General features: G+C 64.9%; 15 protein-coding genes. 11 read left to right on the plus strand and 4 right to left on the minus strand.

All coding sequences use genetic code 11. The features are described 5' to 3' along the window. The coding region (locus VN419_RS06690) for a DUF2064 domain-containing protein (protein ID WP_325645759.1) at positions 1-610 on the minus strand (610 nt) is incomplete at its 3' end. A gap of 233 nt (positions 611-843) precedes the next feature. Between VN419_RS06690 and VN419_RS06695 the strand changes: the two genes are divergently transcribed. The 5 genes from VN419_RS06695 (at position 844) to VN419_RS06715 (ending at position 5,729) form a co-directional block, all read left to right on the plus strand. Beyond that, on the plus strand, positions 844-1,311 hold the full coding sequence (locus tag VN419_RS06695) for a pyridoxamine 5'-phosphate oxidase family protein (protein ID WP_325645761.1): 468 nt from the start codon (positions 844-846) through the stop codon (positions 1,309-1,311). Between the two features lie 11 nt (positions 1,312-1,322). After that, entirely contained in the window at positions 1,323-1,907 is a 585-nt protein-coding gene (locus VN419_RS06700; RefSeq protein WP_325645763.1) for a GDSL-type esterase/lipase family protein, read from the plus strand. Positions 1,908-2,027: 120 nt separating this feature from the next. Continuing rightward, positions 2,028-3,932 carry a 1,4-alpha-glucan branching protein GlgB gene (gene glgB, locus VN419_RS06705; RefSeq protein ID WP_325645765.1) on the plus strand — a complete coding sequence of 635 codons (1,905 nt, stop codon included), beginning with the start codon at positions 2,028-2,030 and terminating at the stop codon, positions 3,930-3,932. Beyond that, a complete protein-coding gene (gene pdxA, locus VN419_RS06710; protein ID WP_325645768.1) occupies positions 3,929-5,008 on the plus strand; it encodes a 4-hydroxythreonine-4-phosphate dehydrogenase PdxA in 1,080 nt (359 codons plus the stop codon). The genes glgB and pdxA overlap by 4 nt, the downstream gene beginning before the upstream one ends. 4 nt (positions 5,009-5,012) lie before the next feature. After that, positions 5,013-5,729 (plus strand): hypothetical protein, encoded by a 717-nt coding sequence (locus VN419_RS06715; protein ID WP_325645770.1) that lies wholly within the window; start codon positions 5,013-5,015, stop codon positions 5,727-5,729. A gap of 38 nt (positions 5,730-5,767) precedes the next feature. Here the strand turns inward: VN419_RS06715 and rfbA are convergent, their stop codons facing one another. Then, a complete protein-coding gene (gene rfbA / locus VN419_RS06720) occupies positions 5,768-6,634 on the minus strand; it encodes a glucose-1-phosphate thymidylyltransferase RfbA (protein WP_325645772.1) in 867 nt (288 codons plus the stop codon). Positions 6,635-6,805: 171 nt separating this feature from the next. Here rfbA and VN419_RS06725 point away from each other — a divergent pair, with 171 nt between their 5' ends. The 5 genes from VN419_RS06725 (at position 6,806) to VN419_RS06745 (ending at position 11,139) form a co-directional block, all read left to right on the plus strand. Next, positions 6,806-7,561, plus strand: coding sequence for a DUF1614 domain-containing protein (locus tag VN419_RS06725; RefSeq protein WP_325645774.1), 756 nt, complete (start codon positions 6,806-6,808; stop codon positions 7,559-7,561). A gap of 15 nt (positions 7,562-7,576) precedes the next feature. Beyond that, the gene (locus VN419_RS06730) at positions 7,577-8,404 is read left to right on the plus strand and encodes a MogA/MoaB family molybdenum cofactor biosynthesis protein (RefSeq protein ID WP_325645776.1); all 828 of its coding nucleotides are present in this window, start codon (positions 7,577-7,579) and stop codon (positions 8,402-8,404) included. 132 nt (positions 8,405-8,536) lie between these two features. Next, positions 8,537-9,937: a TolC family protein gene (locus VN419_RS06735; protein WP_325645778.1), complete on the plus strand. Its 1,401-nt coding sequence runs from the start codon at positions 8,537-8,539 to the stop codon at positions 9,935-9,937. 10 nt (positions 9,938-9,947) lie between these two features. Continuing rightward, a complete protein-coding gene (locus VN419_RS06740) occupies positions 9,948-10,169 on the plus strand; it encodes a dual CXXC motif small (seleno)protein (RefSeq protein ID WP_325645780.1) in 222 nt (73 codons plus the stop codon). Positions 10,170-10,263: 94 nt separating this feature from the next. Then, entirely contained in the window at positions 10,264-11,139 is an 876-nt protein-coding gene (locus VN419_RS06745) for a lytic murein transglycosylase (RefSeq protein ID WP_325645782.1), read from the plus strand. A 21-nt stretch (positions 11,140-11,160) separates the two neighbouring features. Here VN419_RS06745 and VN419_RS06750 read toward each other — a convergent pair whose 3' ends face one another. Beyond that, positions 11,161-12,264 (minus strand): glycosyltransferase family 4 protein, encoded by a 1,104-nt coding sequence (locus tag VN419_RS06750; protein WP_325645784.1) that lies wholly within the window; start codon positions 12,262-12,264, stop codon positions 11,161-11,163. Positions 12,265-12,324: 60 nt separating this feature from the next. Beyond that, entirely contained in the window at positions 12,325-12,687 is a 363-nt protein-coding gene (locus VN419_RS06755; protein ID WP_325645786.1) for a molybdenum cofactor biosynthesis protein MoaE, read from the minus strand. A gap of 35 nt (positions 12,688-12,722) precedes the next feature. Between VN419_RS06755 and VN419_RS06760 the strand changes: the two genes are divergently transcribed. Next, a partial coding sequence (locus VN419_RS06760; RefSeq protein WP_325645788.1) for a hypothetical protein occupies positions 12,723-15,470 on the plus strand: 2,748 nt, incomplete at its 3' end.

The following is a 15,470-nucleotide window of genomic DNA, read 5'->3' on the forward strand; positions in this document are numbered from 1 at the left end:
GAGACAGGCGTGCGGCCAGGGCCTTGGCGTCGGCCAGGCTGGCCACGGGCGAGTAGGGCGCCAGCACCTTGACCTTGCGTTCGTAGAACAGCAGCAGGGTTTCCAGGCGGCTGAACAGCTTGGGCCGCTCGCGGTCCACCATGTCCAGGGCGTCGGTGGTGTAGCCCTCGAAGTCGAAGCCCATGGCGTAGATCTGCTCCGGCTCGCCGTTTTCATCGGGAACCGGGCCCAGGCAGCAGCATTTCCAGCCCAGGGAGTTCAGCGCCTCCTGCACGGCGAAGCCCGGCAGATCGGGCATGGCGTTGGCCAGCAGCATGGCCCGCTCGTACCCGCGCGCAAAGACCAGACGGAAGGCGTTGCGCTGCTGCACCTGCAGGTTGCGGCCCAGGGCGTTGGCCAGCTTGAAGCCGCCCTTGCCCAGCACCTCGCGGGCCTGCTCCTTGTCCTGCTCCGGCGTCAGGAATACGAACACGTCCGCCTCCAGGTCGGCCAGGTTGCGCAGGGTGTCGCGCACAAGGGCAAGGGCCAGGGGATCCGGGGCTTCGCCCGGGGCAAGGCCGCTCAGCACGGGCAGGGGCTGGTCGAGGAAGAGCAGTATGGCGGATTTCATGGCGTCTCCTGGGGTGCGCGGGGGGATTGTTGGCAAACCTGCACCGATACCCGGCCATGGTAAGCACAGGGCGCGGCCATGGCAATCCCCGGATGCCTCAATTTTTCCGGCCCATTGTCGTCTTGAAGCCCTGCTGCAAAGGGCGTAGGTTTCCTCGGCATGCGCCGCAGGCAACCTGCCCAGCCAAAGGGACCGCTTGCAGAACGGCGGCCCCGCAACCCTTCGGAGTTCCCATGCGCAAAGACGTGACCGACGATCCCCAGGCCGTGGCCGATGTTTTGAATCGCGCCGAGTACGCCACCTTGGCCCTCATCGATGACGACGGCCTGTACAGTGTGCCCGTGAACTTCGGCTTCAAGGACGGCGTGCTGTACCTGCATTCCGGCCGCAAGGGCCGCAAGATCGAGGCCCTGCGCCGCGCGGCCGCGTCCGGCTCTCCGGTTGCCTTCTCCGCCGCCACGCAGCTGGAGATGAAGACCGGCGAGCGCGCCTGCCAGTGGGGCTACAAGTTCCACTGCGTGCTGGGTTCCGGCACGGTGAGCATTGTGGAGGACCCCAAGGAGCAGCTGGCCGCCCTTGGCGTCATCATGCAGAAATACGCCGGGAGCGATTCTTTTCCCTACGAGGAGAAGCTCCTTGGCATCACCGCCGTGGCGGCCATACGCGTTGTGCGCGCCACCGCCCGGCTGAAAAACGACTAGGAGTTCCGTTCATGGTCATCTGCTTCATTGGCGATTCCCTCACCCAGGGCATAGGCGACGAACTGGCCTTGGGTTGGGTGGGACGCTTGGCCCGTGAGAGTTTCATCAAGGATCCGGCGCGCAGCCGCGCCCTCACCGTGTGCAACATGGGCGTGCGCAGCGATTCGTCCCTGCGCATCTCCGCCCGCTGGCGGGAAGAGACCGAGCGCCGCCGTAGACCTGGCGAGGACATGGTCTTCGTGTTCAGCTTTGGCGCGGCCGACGGCAAGTTCGACGTGCCCGAGGACGAAACTCTGCGCGTCTCGCGGGAGATCCTCACCACCGCCGCCGGCCTTGGCCGCACCCTGTACATCGCGCCGCCTCCGGCCTTCGAGCCCGCCTGGTCCGCGCACATCCGCCAGACCGGTCAAGCCTTGGCCGCCATCAGCGCGGAACTCGGCATCCCGGCCTTCGACTTCCACGTGCCGCTCTCGGCCGAGCCCGCATACATGGCCTCCCTTGAGGCCGACGGCATCCACCCGGACGCCGCGGGTTACGAGCGCATGGCCGGGCTTCTGCGCGGCTGGGGTCCGCTGGCCGGTCTGCTGGGGCTGTGACAGGCCCCCGGCGCGCCTCGCAATGATTGTCTGCGGCGGGCAAGTAGGGTAGTACGGTCCTAGAAGGCCGGACCCCGACTTGCCGCCGCAGAGGGTCCGCCTCAACCAGGAGTTCCCAGCATGAGCCAGCAGCTGACCCAGCCGGTGTTCATCGAGCCGTTTGACCTCTATCTTTTCGGCAAGGGCGAGCACTGGGACCTCTACCGCATCCTGGGCGCGCACCCGGCCGAACAGCAGGGCGAGACGGGCTACCGCTTCGCCGTCTGGGCGCCCAACGCCCGCAAGGTCAGCCTTGTGGGGCCCTTCAACAACTGGTGGGGCAAGGCGCATCCGCTGTACCCCGTGGGCTCCTCCGGCATCTGGGCGGGCTTCGTGCCCGGTCTGCCCCATGGCGAGCTGTACAAGTTCGCCGTGAAGGACCAGCACGGCCACACCATTTTCAAAACCGACCCCTTCGCCTTCTTCGCCGAGATGCGCCCGGGCAACGCCGCGCGCACCTGCCCGCTGGACGGCTACCAGTGGAACGACGCGCCCTGGCTGGAGGAGCGCGCCCGCTTCGACCCGCCGCTTTCTCGCCCGCAGTCGGTGTACGAGGTCCACGCGGGCTCGTGGCGCATGCGCGAGGGCCGCTTCCTGTCCTACCGGCAGATGGCCGACGAGCTCATCGCCTACGTGAAGGAGCTGGGCTTCACGCACATCGAGTTCATGCCCCTGGCCGAGCACCCGCTGGACGAGAGCTGGGGCTACCAGACCAGCCACTACTTCGCGCCCACCTCGCGCTTCGGCGAGCCGGACGACCTGCGATACTTCATCGACCGCTGCCACCAGGAGGGCGTCGGGGTCATCCTGGACTGGGTGCCGGGGCACTTCCCCAAGGACGACTGGTGCCTGGGCCGCTTCGACGGCACCGCGCTGTTTGAGCACGAGGACCCGCGCAAGGGCGAGCACCCGGACTGGGGCACGTACATCTTCAACTACGGCCGCCACGAGGTGAAAAACTTCCTGCTGGCCAACGCGCTGTACTGGTTCAAGGAATTCCACATCGACGGCATCCGCATCGATGCCGTGGCCTCCATGCTCTACCTCGACTACTCGCGCAAGGAAGGGGAGTGGATCCCCAACGTCTTCGGCGGGCGGGAGAATCTGGAAGCCATTGAGCTGTTGAAGGAGCTGAACACCGTCGTGCACTCGCACTATCCCGGCGCGCTGATGATCGCCGAGGAATCCACCGCCTGGCCGGGAGTCTCGCGTCCCACGTACACTGGCGGGCTCGGTTTCACCTTCAAGTGGAACATGGGCTGGATGAACGACACCCTGGCCTACTTCCACCAGGACCCCGTGTACCGCGCGTGGCAGCACAACAGTCTGACTTTCTCCATGCTTTACGCCTTCAGCGAGAATTTCGTGCTGCCGCTCTCCCATGATGAAGTGGTGCACGGCAAGGGCGCGCTGCTTTCCAAAATGCCCGGCGACCAGTGGCAGCAGTTCGCCAACCTGCGCCTGTTGCTTTCCTACCAGTGGGCGCATCCTGGCAAGAAGCTCTTGTTCATGGGCTGCGAGTTCGGCCAGTGGGACGAGTGGAACTGCAAGAAGGAGCTGGACTGGATTCTGCACTGCTTCCCCACGCACACCGGCGTTGCGCGTTTGGTGGGCGACTTGAACCACCTGCTGAAAAGCCGCCCGGCCATGCATGAGGCCGACACCAACTGGGACGGCTTCCAGTGGATGGACTTCCGCGATTGGAACAACTCGGTGGTCAGCTTTGTGCGCAAGGCTCCCGGACGCGAGCCGGTGCTGTGGGTGCTCAACTTCACGCCCGTGGTGCGCCACGGCTATGGCGTGCGCTGCCCTGGCCCGGGCTGGTGGCGCGAGGTGCTGAACAGCGACGCCGAGATTTACGGCGGCTCCAACGTGGGCAACGGCGGCGGGCAGGAGGCCGTGAACCACGGCGGCGACAGCTTCCTGACCCTGACTTTGCCGCCCCTTGCGGCGCTTGCTTTCTCGCGCGGGGAGGAAGGCCAATGACCTCTCCCTCTTCTTCGTCGGCAACCTCGCACACGCTGGCCGTGACCCTTGGCGACCCCTGCGGCCTGGGGCCGGAGCTGGCCGTGCGCGCCCTGGCCGATGCGCCCCAGCGCTACGAGCAGCGTGGCGAACAGTTGCTGCTCATCGGACCGCTGGCCCCGCTGGTGCGCGCGCTGGAAGGCCGCCCGCGCTTTTTCGAAGTGCTGGACGCAAACGCGGGCATGGCCGAGCAGCTGGCCCAGCGCGGGCCGGGCGCGTATTTTGTGGAGCCCAAGGGCCTTGCCGGGCTGGATTATCCTCCGGGCGAGGCGGCGGTTTCGGGCGGCCTGGCCGCCGGGCGCAGCCTGGAGCTGGCCGTGCGCCTGGCCAAGGTCGGCGTCATCCAGGGGCTTGTCACCTGCCCGCTGAACAAGGCCTGCTTGCAGGAGGCCGGGTTCGCCTTTCCCGGACATACGGAATTTCTGGCCGAGGGCCTGGGCGTGGGCGCGAAGAACGTCACCATGCATTTGTGCGGCCCCATGCCGCTGCCGCCCAAGCCGGGCGAGAAGCCGCTCCCGACACTGGGTATGGTGCTGCGCGTGAGCCTCGTCACCACGCATCCGCCGCTTGCCGACGTGCCGCGCCTCGTCACGCGCGAGGCGATACTGCGCGCGCTGAAGCACACTGCGGATTTCGCGGCGCGCCTTGGCTTAAGCGGTCCCATTGGCGTGTGCGGGCTGAATCCGCACGCCGGGGAGAGCGGGCGCATCGGGCGCGAGGACGTGGAGGTGGTGGGGCCTGCCGTGGCCGAGGCCAAAGCGGCGGGGCTGAACGTGGAGGGCCCGATTCCGGCGGACACGCTGTTCCATTTCGCCGCGCGCGGGCGCTATGCCGCCGTGGTGGCCATGTACCACGACCAGGGCCTTGCGCCGCTGAAGCTCTTGCACTTCGGCGAGGCAGTGAACGTGACCCTCGGCCTGCCGATCATCCGCACCTCGCCGGACCACGGCACGGGCTACGATCTGGTGGGCACGGGCAAGGCCAAATTGACGAGCTTTGTCGCGGCGCTGGATTTGGCGCGGAGGCTGGTGGGGTAACGATATGAAATGTATACAAGGCATCAGAAGGCGTGCAAGTCGCAGTAAGCAGCTATCTTCTTGTGATTATGATGAGTCATTTACAAGAGGGAAGGATTGCAAGAAAGCGCGAGCATTGAAGTACGCATTGGATATAAGAAAATTCGAAATCGACTTATACTGGAAGCGGGCGACTTATTACTGGGCGTTCATGGTTACCACATTTGTTGGATTCTCAACGCTGTCTGCAAAGGATAACCAAGCGGGGAGCCAAGATGTCTTAGTAGCTCTTTCTGGTCTGGGGGTGATTTTGTCATGGGGATGGTTTTTAGCAAATAAAGGCAGCAAGCAGTGGCAGGAAAATTGGGAAAATCATGTTGATATGCTTGAAGATGACGTTATCGGTCCACTTTATAAAACCGTGATGAAGAGACCTCCTGCACGAACTGTTGCTGAGTGCCTCTCATTATTTTTTTTGGGGCCAGGTGAGTTCTCTGTTTCGAAGATTAACCAACTGATTAGTTTTTCTGTTTTTATTTTTTGGGTTTTTTTGCTTGTAAAGTCGTGTGGGCTACTATCCTATTATGCCGATCATCTGATTATTATTTGGCCCCATGTTCTTGTCGTTGCTGGATTCTGCGTGTTGCTCTTTGTCAGCTGCAAGACACATGTGGGATCCCATGTTCATATGGTGTTTAGACGAAAGACGCGTATTTTGGTCAAGTCGGCTGATGAAGAGTAAAGCTTCGGACAGCGGATTTTCCTTTGCATGTAAATCTCTCATCCCCTCAAAACTTCCATCAAATACTGCCCATAATCGTTCTTCAGCATCTCGCACGCCAGCTTTTCCAGCTGCGCGGCGTCGATGTACCCCATGCGGTAGGCGATTTCCTCCACGCAGGCGATGCGCAGGCTCTGGTTCTCCTGCACCATGCGTACGAAGTTGGCCGCGCGCAAAAGCGATTCGTGCGTGCCCATGTCCAGCCAGGCCCAGCCGCGGCCGCACAGCTCAACGGAGAGGTCGCCGCGCTTCAGGTAAGCGTTGTTCACGTCGGTGATCTCAAGCTCGCCCCGGGCCGAGGGCTTCAAGCCGCGCGCGATGTCCACCACGTCGTTGTCGTAGAAATACAGGCCCGTCACCGCATAGCGCGACTTGGGCACGCGCGGCTTCTCCTCTATGCTCATGACCTTCTGGTCCTCGTCGAACTCCACCACGCCGAAGCGTTCCGGGTCGCGCACCTGATAGGCGAAGATGGTGCCGCCCTTGGTGAGCTTCGCGCTGCGCTGCAACACGCCGGAAAGCCCCTGCGCGAAGAAGATGTTGTCGCCCAGCACCAGGCTCACGGGGTCGCGCCCGATGAAATCCGCGCCCAGGATAAAGGCCTGGGCCAGGCCGTCGGGGCTTGGCTGCGCCACGTAGCTGAAGTTGAGGCCCAGGTTCGACCCGTCGCCCAGCATGTCGGCGAAGCGGGGCAGATCGGCCGGGGTGGAGATGATCAGGATGTCGCGGATGCCGGCGAGCATGAGCGTGGACAGCGGGTAGTAGATCATGGGCTTGTCGTACACCGGCAAGAGCTGCTTGCTGATGACGCGGGTGAGGGGATGCAGCCGCGTGCCCGAACCGCCAGCCAGGATGATGCCCTTCATGTTCGCTCCGCAATGGTTGAGTGGCCCGCGCGGTTTACATCGCAGGCCGGGGTTGCTAGTCTGGAGGGGTAGATAGCCTGTTTGGCCCGCCCCTGGCAACACTCGGCCGGGCGCGGGCTTTGATTCGAATTGTCCCGGACCGTGCAAAAGGACCCCGCAAAAGGAGCCCGCATGATCTTCCAGGCCGGACCGCCGTTTTTTCTGCTCGTCCTTGTGATCGTCCTGCTGCTTGGGCTGTTCATAGCCCTGCCGGTAAGCCTCGTGGCCACGGCCTTCGGCAAGCTGGGACTCACCGGAGCGCAGGGCCTGGCCGTGTTCCTGCTCACCCTTGTGGGCAGCCGCTGGAACATTCCCCTGTACCGCACCACGCGCCTTGTGCGCGGCGAGGCCGCCCCGGCCAGCCGCCTGTTCGGCTTCTCCGGCCAGTTCGGGCGCATGCGCTTCGGCCAGAATCCTTTCGGCCCGGCGCAGGATGACGGGCTGCTGCTTTCGGAGCAGACCATAGCCGTGAACGTGGGCGGCTGCATCGTGCCCTGCCTGCTCTCGGCCTGGTTCTTGTGGCAAATGCAGGCCAGCGCCGTGCTGGGGGCCTGGGTGGCCTTGTGCGTGCTGATTCCGTCGCTCGCGTGCTACCTGCTGGCGCGGCCCATGCCGGGCATCGGCATCGGGGTGCCGGTGCTTCTGCCGCCCGCGGTTGCGGCCATGACGGCCATTCTGCTCGCGCCGGAGCTGCCGGGGCACGAATCCCTGGCCCCGCGCGCGGCGTACATGGCCGGAACCCTGGGCACGCTCATCGGCGCGGACATCGCCCACCTGCTGAACCGCCGCACCCTGGCCGTGCTCGATGCACCGCTTCTGTCCATCGGCGGGGCGGGCACCTTTGACGGCATATTTCTCGCAGGCATCATCGCCGTGCTGCTGGCGTAATCTTCCGGAGGTTCCATGAGCGACACCAAACAGAGCGTCTCCCTGCGCTTCGGCCGCTGCGGAGGACTTGGCGGCGCAACCGCCGGGCAGAAATTTCTGCTGTTCGCAGGGCCGGTGCCTGCACTTCCTGCCGATATGCCCCACGCCCACGCTGAGAAGCTGCCGCCTCTCAAGGCCGGGCACCTGCTGCGCGGCGAGCGCGAGGAGCACCGCGTGTTGGGCCGCTTCTGGTGGCCGGGCATTGCGGGCGTGGCGGACCAGCCCAGCGCCCCGTGCTGGCTGCTGGAGACGCTGGTGCCCGCGCCTTCGGGTGCGGACGACGTGCGCGAGCTTGCACTTTCGCGCAACGGTTTTGCACTGGCCTGGATCACCTTGAGCGACAAGGGCGCGGCCGGTTTGCGCGCCGATGCTTCCGGCCCGCTCATCGAGGAACTCACCAGGGCGGAGATGCCCTTGAGCCTGGCGCGCGGCTTTGTGCTGCCGGACGAGGAGCGCCAGCTTGCGGCGCTCTTGGCGCAGCTTGCGCTCGTGGACGGCTTCGACTTCATCTGCACCACGGGCGGCACGGGCGTGGCCCCGCGCGACGTAACCCCGGAGGCCACACTGCGCGTCATAGAGAAGCGCCTGCCCGGCTTCGAGCGGGCCATGACCCTGGCCAGCCTGGCCAAGACGCCGCGCGGGGCCGTGTCGCGCGCGGTGTGCGGCACCCTGGGCGGGGCCGTGGTGGTGAATCTGCCCGGCAGCCCCAAGGCCGTGCGCGAGTGTCTGGGCGCGGTGCTTCCGGCCGTGGCCCACACCATCGAGAAGCTTCAGGGAGACCCTTCGGAGTGCGGCGCAGACTGAGCGTGCGCGCCGGGAAACGTTGGCTATTGGCCCTTGCAACCCGCTGGGGCGTCCTGTATAAACATTTGTTTGAAGTTGCCGATATGTCAGGTGCGGAACGCCGCGCCCAAACGAGCAGCACGAGGACATGACATGACACGCAAAAAAGCCCTCCGCATGGTTCCCGCAATGGCCCTGGTTCTGTGCCTTTCGGCCCCGGCCCTGGCGCAAACGCAGGCTCCGGCCGCGGCTCCCGCTCCGGTTGCGGGCATGACCGCGCAGCAGGGCAAGGCGCAGGCCATGCCCAGCAGCTTCGATCTGCGGCAGGCTGTGGAATATGGCTTGGCCAACAATCCCACCATGGTTTCGGCCCGGGCGCAGCTTCTGGGCAGCGAATACGACGTGAATACGGCCATGGCGAATTTCTTGCCCGCGGCCACTGCTTCCTACGGAGTGCTGAGCTACGATAAGCAACCTAAGAGCGGCGGCTACAACACCAGCGACCAGACCCTCTGGTCCGCCCAGCTGAACCTGCACCAGCCCGTGTTCACCGGCTTCCAGCTGCTCTCCACCTACCAGAGGGCCAAGCTGGCCAAGGAGCAGAACGAGGCCAAGCTTACCCAGACCGAGCTGGCCCTCATCGGCGCCATCCAGACCAATTACCTGGCCCACCTCAAGTCCAAGCTGGACGTGAAGAGCGCCCAGGATTCCGTGGAGCGCATGGCCTCGCAGCTCAAAGTCACCACCGCCTTCTTTGAGGTGGGGTTGAAGCCCCGGCTTGACGTGCTCCAGGCCGAAGTGGACGCGGCCACCGCGGAACAGGCGCTGCTCACGGCGAAGAACGCTCACGACACCACGCGCGCCAAGTTGAACTCGTTGCTGAACCTGCCCCTTGAAGCCCCGGTGACCTACATGGGCGAGTTGAGCTATCTGCCGTTCAGCATGGCCTTGGCCGAGTGCCTGGACCGCGCCTACAAGGCCCGGCCCGACATCCAGATCGGAGTCAAGAGCGTGGGCATGGCCGAGAAGGACCAGACCATCGCGGGCAGCGCCTTCTACCCGCAGGTGAGCGCGGACTACAACTACTACAAGAAGGGCGACAGCCCCTCCGTCAACGAGAGCAAGTATCTTTCGAACTCCGCCAAGGAGTACTGGACCGTGGGCGCCAACGCCTCCTGGACCTTCTTCCAGTGGGGCAGCACCTACAACAAGTACAAGAGCGGCGGCGAGAACGTGAACAAGATGCGCGCCGACCTGGAGAACACGAAGCTGAACGCGGGCTTTGAGGTGAAGCAGTATCTGTTGAACCAGCGCGTTGCGGCCGATAGCATCGCCGTGGCGCACAAGTCCGTGGACGCCGCCCGCGAGAGCTATCGCATGGCCCTCGCCCGCTATCAGGCCCAGGTTGGCACCAATACGGACCTTCTGACCGCCCAGGCTGCGGTCAGCAACAGCGAGGCCTCCCTGTCCCAGGCCCTGTCCGACTACCAGACCGCGCTGTCCAACCTGTACATCGCCATGGGCGAGAAGAATCCGCCCTTGGAGATCCGCTAGGAGCGCCCGAATGAGTTTTTTGTCCCCCATGCGCAAACGGCCGGAGGCGCGCGCCCTTGGCGGCCTCAAGTGCCCGGCCTGCGGGGGCGGCCTGTACCTGAGCCGCGCCTGACGCGACGTTTCGCTGCGTTGCACGGCGTGCGGCGTCAAGTATCGTCTGCAGGATTTTGCGGCCCAGATGAATGAGGACTTCGAGGAGGAGGTGGGCTTTGTGCCCATGGATCGCCTGTGAGCGAAGCCTTGCATGTGCTTCGACCAGCCGCGCGGCCCGCACGCCGCGAAGGCGGGTTCTTACGGCGCGGCCTTTCGGGGCCGCGCTTCTGTTTGTGCTGCTGCTTTTGCCCGCCCTGGCCCAGGCTCAGGGCGTGTGGGACCCGCTGACCCGCCGCCTGGCGGAGGACGGCTTTGAACCTGCCAAGCTGAACGTCCTGTTCTCCCGGCCGGAGGTGCGCTTCGATCCGTTGGTCATGGCGCGCAAGATGAATGCCTTGCTTGAGGTCAAGCTCTCCGCGGGCAAGCCCAAGCCGGAGGCCCCGGAACTGTACGTCAGCTACCTGAATCCCTTTCTCATCATGCAGGCGCACGGCTTTCTGGACACACAGCGCGCGGCCCTGCGCGAGGCGAAGAAGCGCTACGGCGTGCCGGAGGAGATCCTCACCGCGCTGCTTCTGGTGGAGACCAAGCTGGGCCGCAACGTGGGCAGCAAGAGCGCCCTGGCCACCCTGGCCAGCATGGCCCTTGCGGGCGATTTTTCTTTGGTGGCGCCGCACATAGAATACCGCGACCTGCCGCCGGACCTGGCCGCCTGGCTGCGCTGGCGCACGGCCCAGAAGGCGGCCTGGGCCTACAAGGAGCTCAAGGCCCTGCTGGTCTACGCCAAGAACGCGGGCTACGATCCGGCCAGCATCCCTGGTTCGGTGTATGGAGCCATCGGCATATGCCAGTTCATGCCCTCAAACGCGGTGCGTTACGGGGCCGATCTGGACGGCGACGGCAAGGTGGATCTTTTCAGCCCCACGGACGCGGTGCTGAGCACGGCGCGTTTCCTCTCGGCCAACGGCTGGCGCAGCGGCCTGACGCGCGAGGGGCAGATGGCCGTGCTGTACCGCTACAACCACTCCCATCCCTATACGCGCACCATCATGGCCGTGGCCGACCGTTTGCGCGGCGACGACGCTCCGGCCTCCGAAAACGGCTGGTAGCGCTTTCGCGCCACACCGTAGCTAGTCGAAGAAGCCTTCGTACAGGGTCAGGGTGCGCTGCAGGAAGTCGCGCCCGGAAAGCTGCGACAGGGTCAGGTCGCAGGCCTTGAGGTTTTCCTTGCGGTAGGCCGCGTCGTCGATGGCGCGGGTGAGCAGCTTGGTCATGGCGTCCACGTCGCCGGGGGGGAACAGGGCTTCCGGGGGCAGAAGGTCGGGCATGACGCCGACGTTTGAGGAGAGGAGCGGCCTGCCACAGGCCATGATCTCCAGCGCCGCGCGGGCGATGGTCTCCGACCAGAGGGAGGCCACGATGCCGATGTCCGCGGCGGAGAGGCAGGCGGCGATGTCGTCGCGCCGGCCGGTGATGGCCACGAAGCGCTCCAGCTTCAGCTCCTTGATCCAGCCGCGCACCTCGTCCTCGCCCGTGGCGCTGCCGAAGCCAAGCAGCATGAGCCGTACCCGGCGGTAGCTCTGCTTGTACACCAGCCGGGCCACGGCCTCCAGGGTCTCTCGCTGGCCCTTCACGCGGTCGAAGCGGCCCACCAGGGCGATGACCGTCTCGCGCTCGCCGTAGCGGAACTCCGCGCGCACGCGCTCGCGTCCGGCTGCGTCGAAGCGGAAACGCTCGCGGTCCACGCCGCCGTGAATGAGCCAGACCTTGTCTTCCGGCGTTTTCATGACCGAGAGGAAGTGCTTCGCCATGTGCGAGTTGGTGACGACCACCGCGTCGCATACCTTGGCGTGCAGAAAGCGGTTCAGGGCGTCGGCCCTGGGCGGGCGCTGGTCGCCCCTGGTGCGCACAAGCCGGTAGCCGAAGAAAGGCTTCAAAAGACCCCAAAGGAAGAAGCCCTCGCCCCGGTGGCAGTTGACGATCTGCGGCCTGAGCTGGCGCAGCAGGGCGACGAGCCTGCCGAGGGTGACGGCCAGGCGAAGGGGATTGGCCGTGTTCAGGTCCAGGGGGCGTGCGTCGAGCCCCCATTCCAGAGCTTTTTTGTGGCTGTCGGTTCCTGCCTGGGTGATGACGATCACGGTATGCCCGGCGTCCTGCATCAGCCGGGCGAGGTACAGGCCGTACCACACGGTGGCGTTGAACCAGCGGACGTTGACGACCTGGACCACTACCATGCGCGCAAGCCTTATGCTTCCAGGGCGGAGTGCCGATGAGACGGACGTGGACGGCGCGGACTATTCAAAGATTTCACGCTTGGCCACGGCTTCGCTCTTGATGCGGTCGAGCAGGTCGGCCAGGGCTGGCTTGACGTTCTCGCGGATGTCTCCGGCCACGATGAGGAAGAGCACGTCGTCGCCGGGCTGCATGCGGCCGCCGTTGGCGTGGGCCATGGCCCGGAAGATTCCGGGGCGCTGTTCGATCTCCGCGCAGATGGCTTTGATCTTTTCCTGGTCCGGGGTGATCTCGATGGCGGTGATGTTGGACCGGTCCTTTCTGGACCATCCGCGCACCACGCCGTTGTGCACGAGGATCATGCCGACGTTATCCGTGAAGCCCGGCTGCTTCTTGAGTTCTGCGATCGCCTGGCTTATGTCCATTAGAGACCTCCGGTAGGGGTTGACCTGGAGAGGAAATGTACACGCTTTCGACCTTGTTGGAAAGACTGCAAAGCGTCTCCCAGGCGCGGCTCATCAGCTCCGGCTACGGTTTGTGGCTGGTGTGGTCCGGCTCGTTCAACAACGCCGTGGGCCACACCCTGCGCGACCACGGTCTGGTGCAGCTGGTGGAGGACCCCTGCCAGAGCTTCTGGGTGTCGTTCAACCCGGAGGTCTTCCGCGCGCTGGCCAAGCTGCACATCTGGGCCAAGCTGAACCCCCTGCCGCTTTTCTGCCAGGTCTTCCCCATCACCGCGCTGGTCGGCTACGACATGAGCCTTTCCGTTTCCGTGCCCAAGGAACTGGCCCGCCAGCAGGCGGGCGTGTCCGAGGATCTGGAGGCCCTGCTGCACCCCAAGGTGCAGGAAGGCCTCAAGACCATCAACGGCCTGAGCATGGGCACGCCCGTGTCCATGCAGGGCCTGGCCAACGTGGGTTGGGCTCCCCTGCAGGCCGACCAGGGCCTGGACTACACCTCGCCCGCCAACTGGTACGGCATCATCCGGCCCCTGGGCAGGCTGGGCGAGCGCGAGGCCATCGCCGGGTGGCGCGCCTTCTATTCCGAGGTCCAGGGCGTGTTCCAGCGCCTGGGCATCAAGTATCTGGCCGACGACGCCCAGGGCTTCGTCATCTTCCCCCTGGAGAACCACCGCCAGATGCGCCAGTACTGCGTGGAGATGTCCACCCTGCTGGCGGAGCTGAAGGCCACGCAACGGGCCTACTGGCCCTGCGTCTTCGCCATCGCGGAGCAGCGCGGCATGAGCTTTTCCATGGATCTGCCGCACCGCATCGGGCTCGATTGGAACCGTTTGACTCCTGATTTTTTGCACATGCGCTACCGCGACGGCTACGCCCTGTACGACGGCTTCAAGGTCAACGAGGTGAGCTACGGCGGCGAGCAGGAGTCGCTGGATTCCTGGTGCAATGTGAGCATGCGCCAGGCCGAGGGACAGGGCGGCCAGGGCAGCATGGAGATGCCTCTGCCGCGCCGCTGGCTGGCTGGCGCCGGGAAGGAGTGCTTCTACTGCGGCCTCAAAAACCACGCGGCGGCCAAATGCCCCAGCAGGGTGCTGCCTGCGTTCCGCTCTTCCGTGTGGGACGAGCTGGCGCAGATGAACCTCCCGGACATGGCCGAGGCCATGAAGAAGCTTGATGAGGGCACGGACCCGGCCAAGTTCACCGCCCAGGCGGCCAGCTGGCTGAAGGGCGAGGGCGTGGAGTCGGCCCTGGTGCGGGCCATGTTCGCCATCGGCGCGCCGTACCAGCTGGGCATGCTGCCCATCGTGCAGCGCGTCAAGAATCGTGAATGGCCCGTGGAGCCGGAGCAGTTGAACCCGGAAGAGCCCTGGCCCCTGGCCGACGCCTATGCCGCGCTCCTGAACGGCGACCTGGAAAAGGCCAAGGACTCCGTGCGCGCCGTGAGCGCCAAGGCCGGGCGCAGCTTCGAGGCCGCCTGCATGGAAGGCTTCATCGCGCTGGAGTCCGAGGACCACCACATGGCCCAGTTCTACTGGCAGGAGGCCGGGCGCATCGGCCAGACCAACATCCAGCAGTGCTACGTGCTGTTTTTGCAGGGCCGACTGCGCGAGATCGCCGGGGAGTACCGCGAGGCCCTGGGGCTGTACCGGCAGGTGCTCATGGGGTCGTCCAAGTGGCTGGAGCCCACCTACCGCGAGGGCGTGTGCATGGTGAAGATGGGCTTCACCGGGCAGTCTCTGGACATCTTCGCCGACCTTGTGACGCGCGAACCCATGCTCTTCAACCGCATCCTGCTCGATACCGAGAACGACCGGGGGCGCGTGCACGTGCTCTCCGGCCTGTGGGCCACCTGGCGCGACGCCCAGGCCCGGGCCAAGGCCATCGGCCTCAAGGTCAGCGCTCTCTTGAAGGAACTGCCGCAGTGGTTCGAGGAGGACCATTCCTTCCGCAAGCCCGCGCAGGCCCACCTGGAGCGCATGGACGCCCTGGCCAACACCGAAAACTACGTGCCCTACCGTGAAGTCGGGCGCGGCATGGACGGCTTCACCCAGGAGATGGAGAAGCAGATCGACGAGGAGATCAAGCGCATCAAGGAACGCGTGAGCACCTATGCCCAGCGCCTGCGCGAGGTGCAGTACGAGGCCGGGTGGTTCCCTTTCCCCAAGCTCCTGCGCGATTTCAACCGCGACTTCAACTTCTGCGTCAAGCGTATCAACTGGGTCATGACCCAGCCTTTGCGTAAGGCGGACAATTTCCGCACCGCGCGCCGCCACGTGCCGGAGATTGAAGAACACCTCATCGCCCTGTCCAAGCGCTTGGTCTCGTTGCGCATCGTGCGCGACAGCACGCTCTTCGCCATGATCCTGGGCAAGAACTTCGTCTGGCTTGAGGTGGTGGGGCTGGCCCTCGCGCTCTTGACCATTCCGGTGCTGCTCTTCTATTCAAGCAAAATGGCCAGCAACTGGATCATCGATGGCATTCTGGCGCAGAAGTGGGCCTTCCAGAAAGGCCTCATCTTCCTGGTGACGCTGTTTTCCCTCGGTCTGGCCTCGCTGTTGAGCGTCATGACCTTTGAGAAGAAAAAGCGCAGACTCTTTGAGGCCGACGCCGACCGCCGCGCCGAGCAGAAGAAGGCTCCTGGAAAATCCGGCGGAAAGGCCGGGGCCAAGCCTGGGACGAAGCCGAACGGCGCCGCGCCTAAGGCCTTAGAGGCCGGAAAGTCCGGAGCGAAAACGGAGGCCAAGCCT

This window comes from Humidesulfovibrio sp. (assembly GCF_035560995.1).
GTDB lineage: Bacteria > Desulfobacterota > Desulfovibrionia > Desulfovibrionales > Desulfovibrionaceae > Humidesulfovibrio.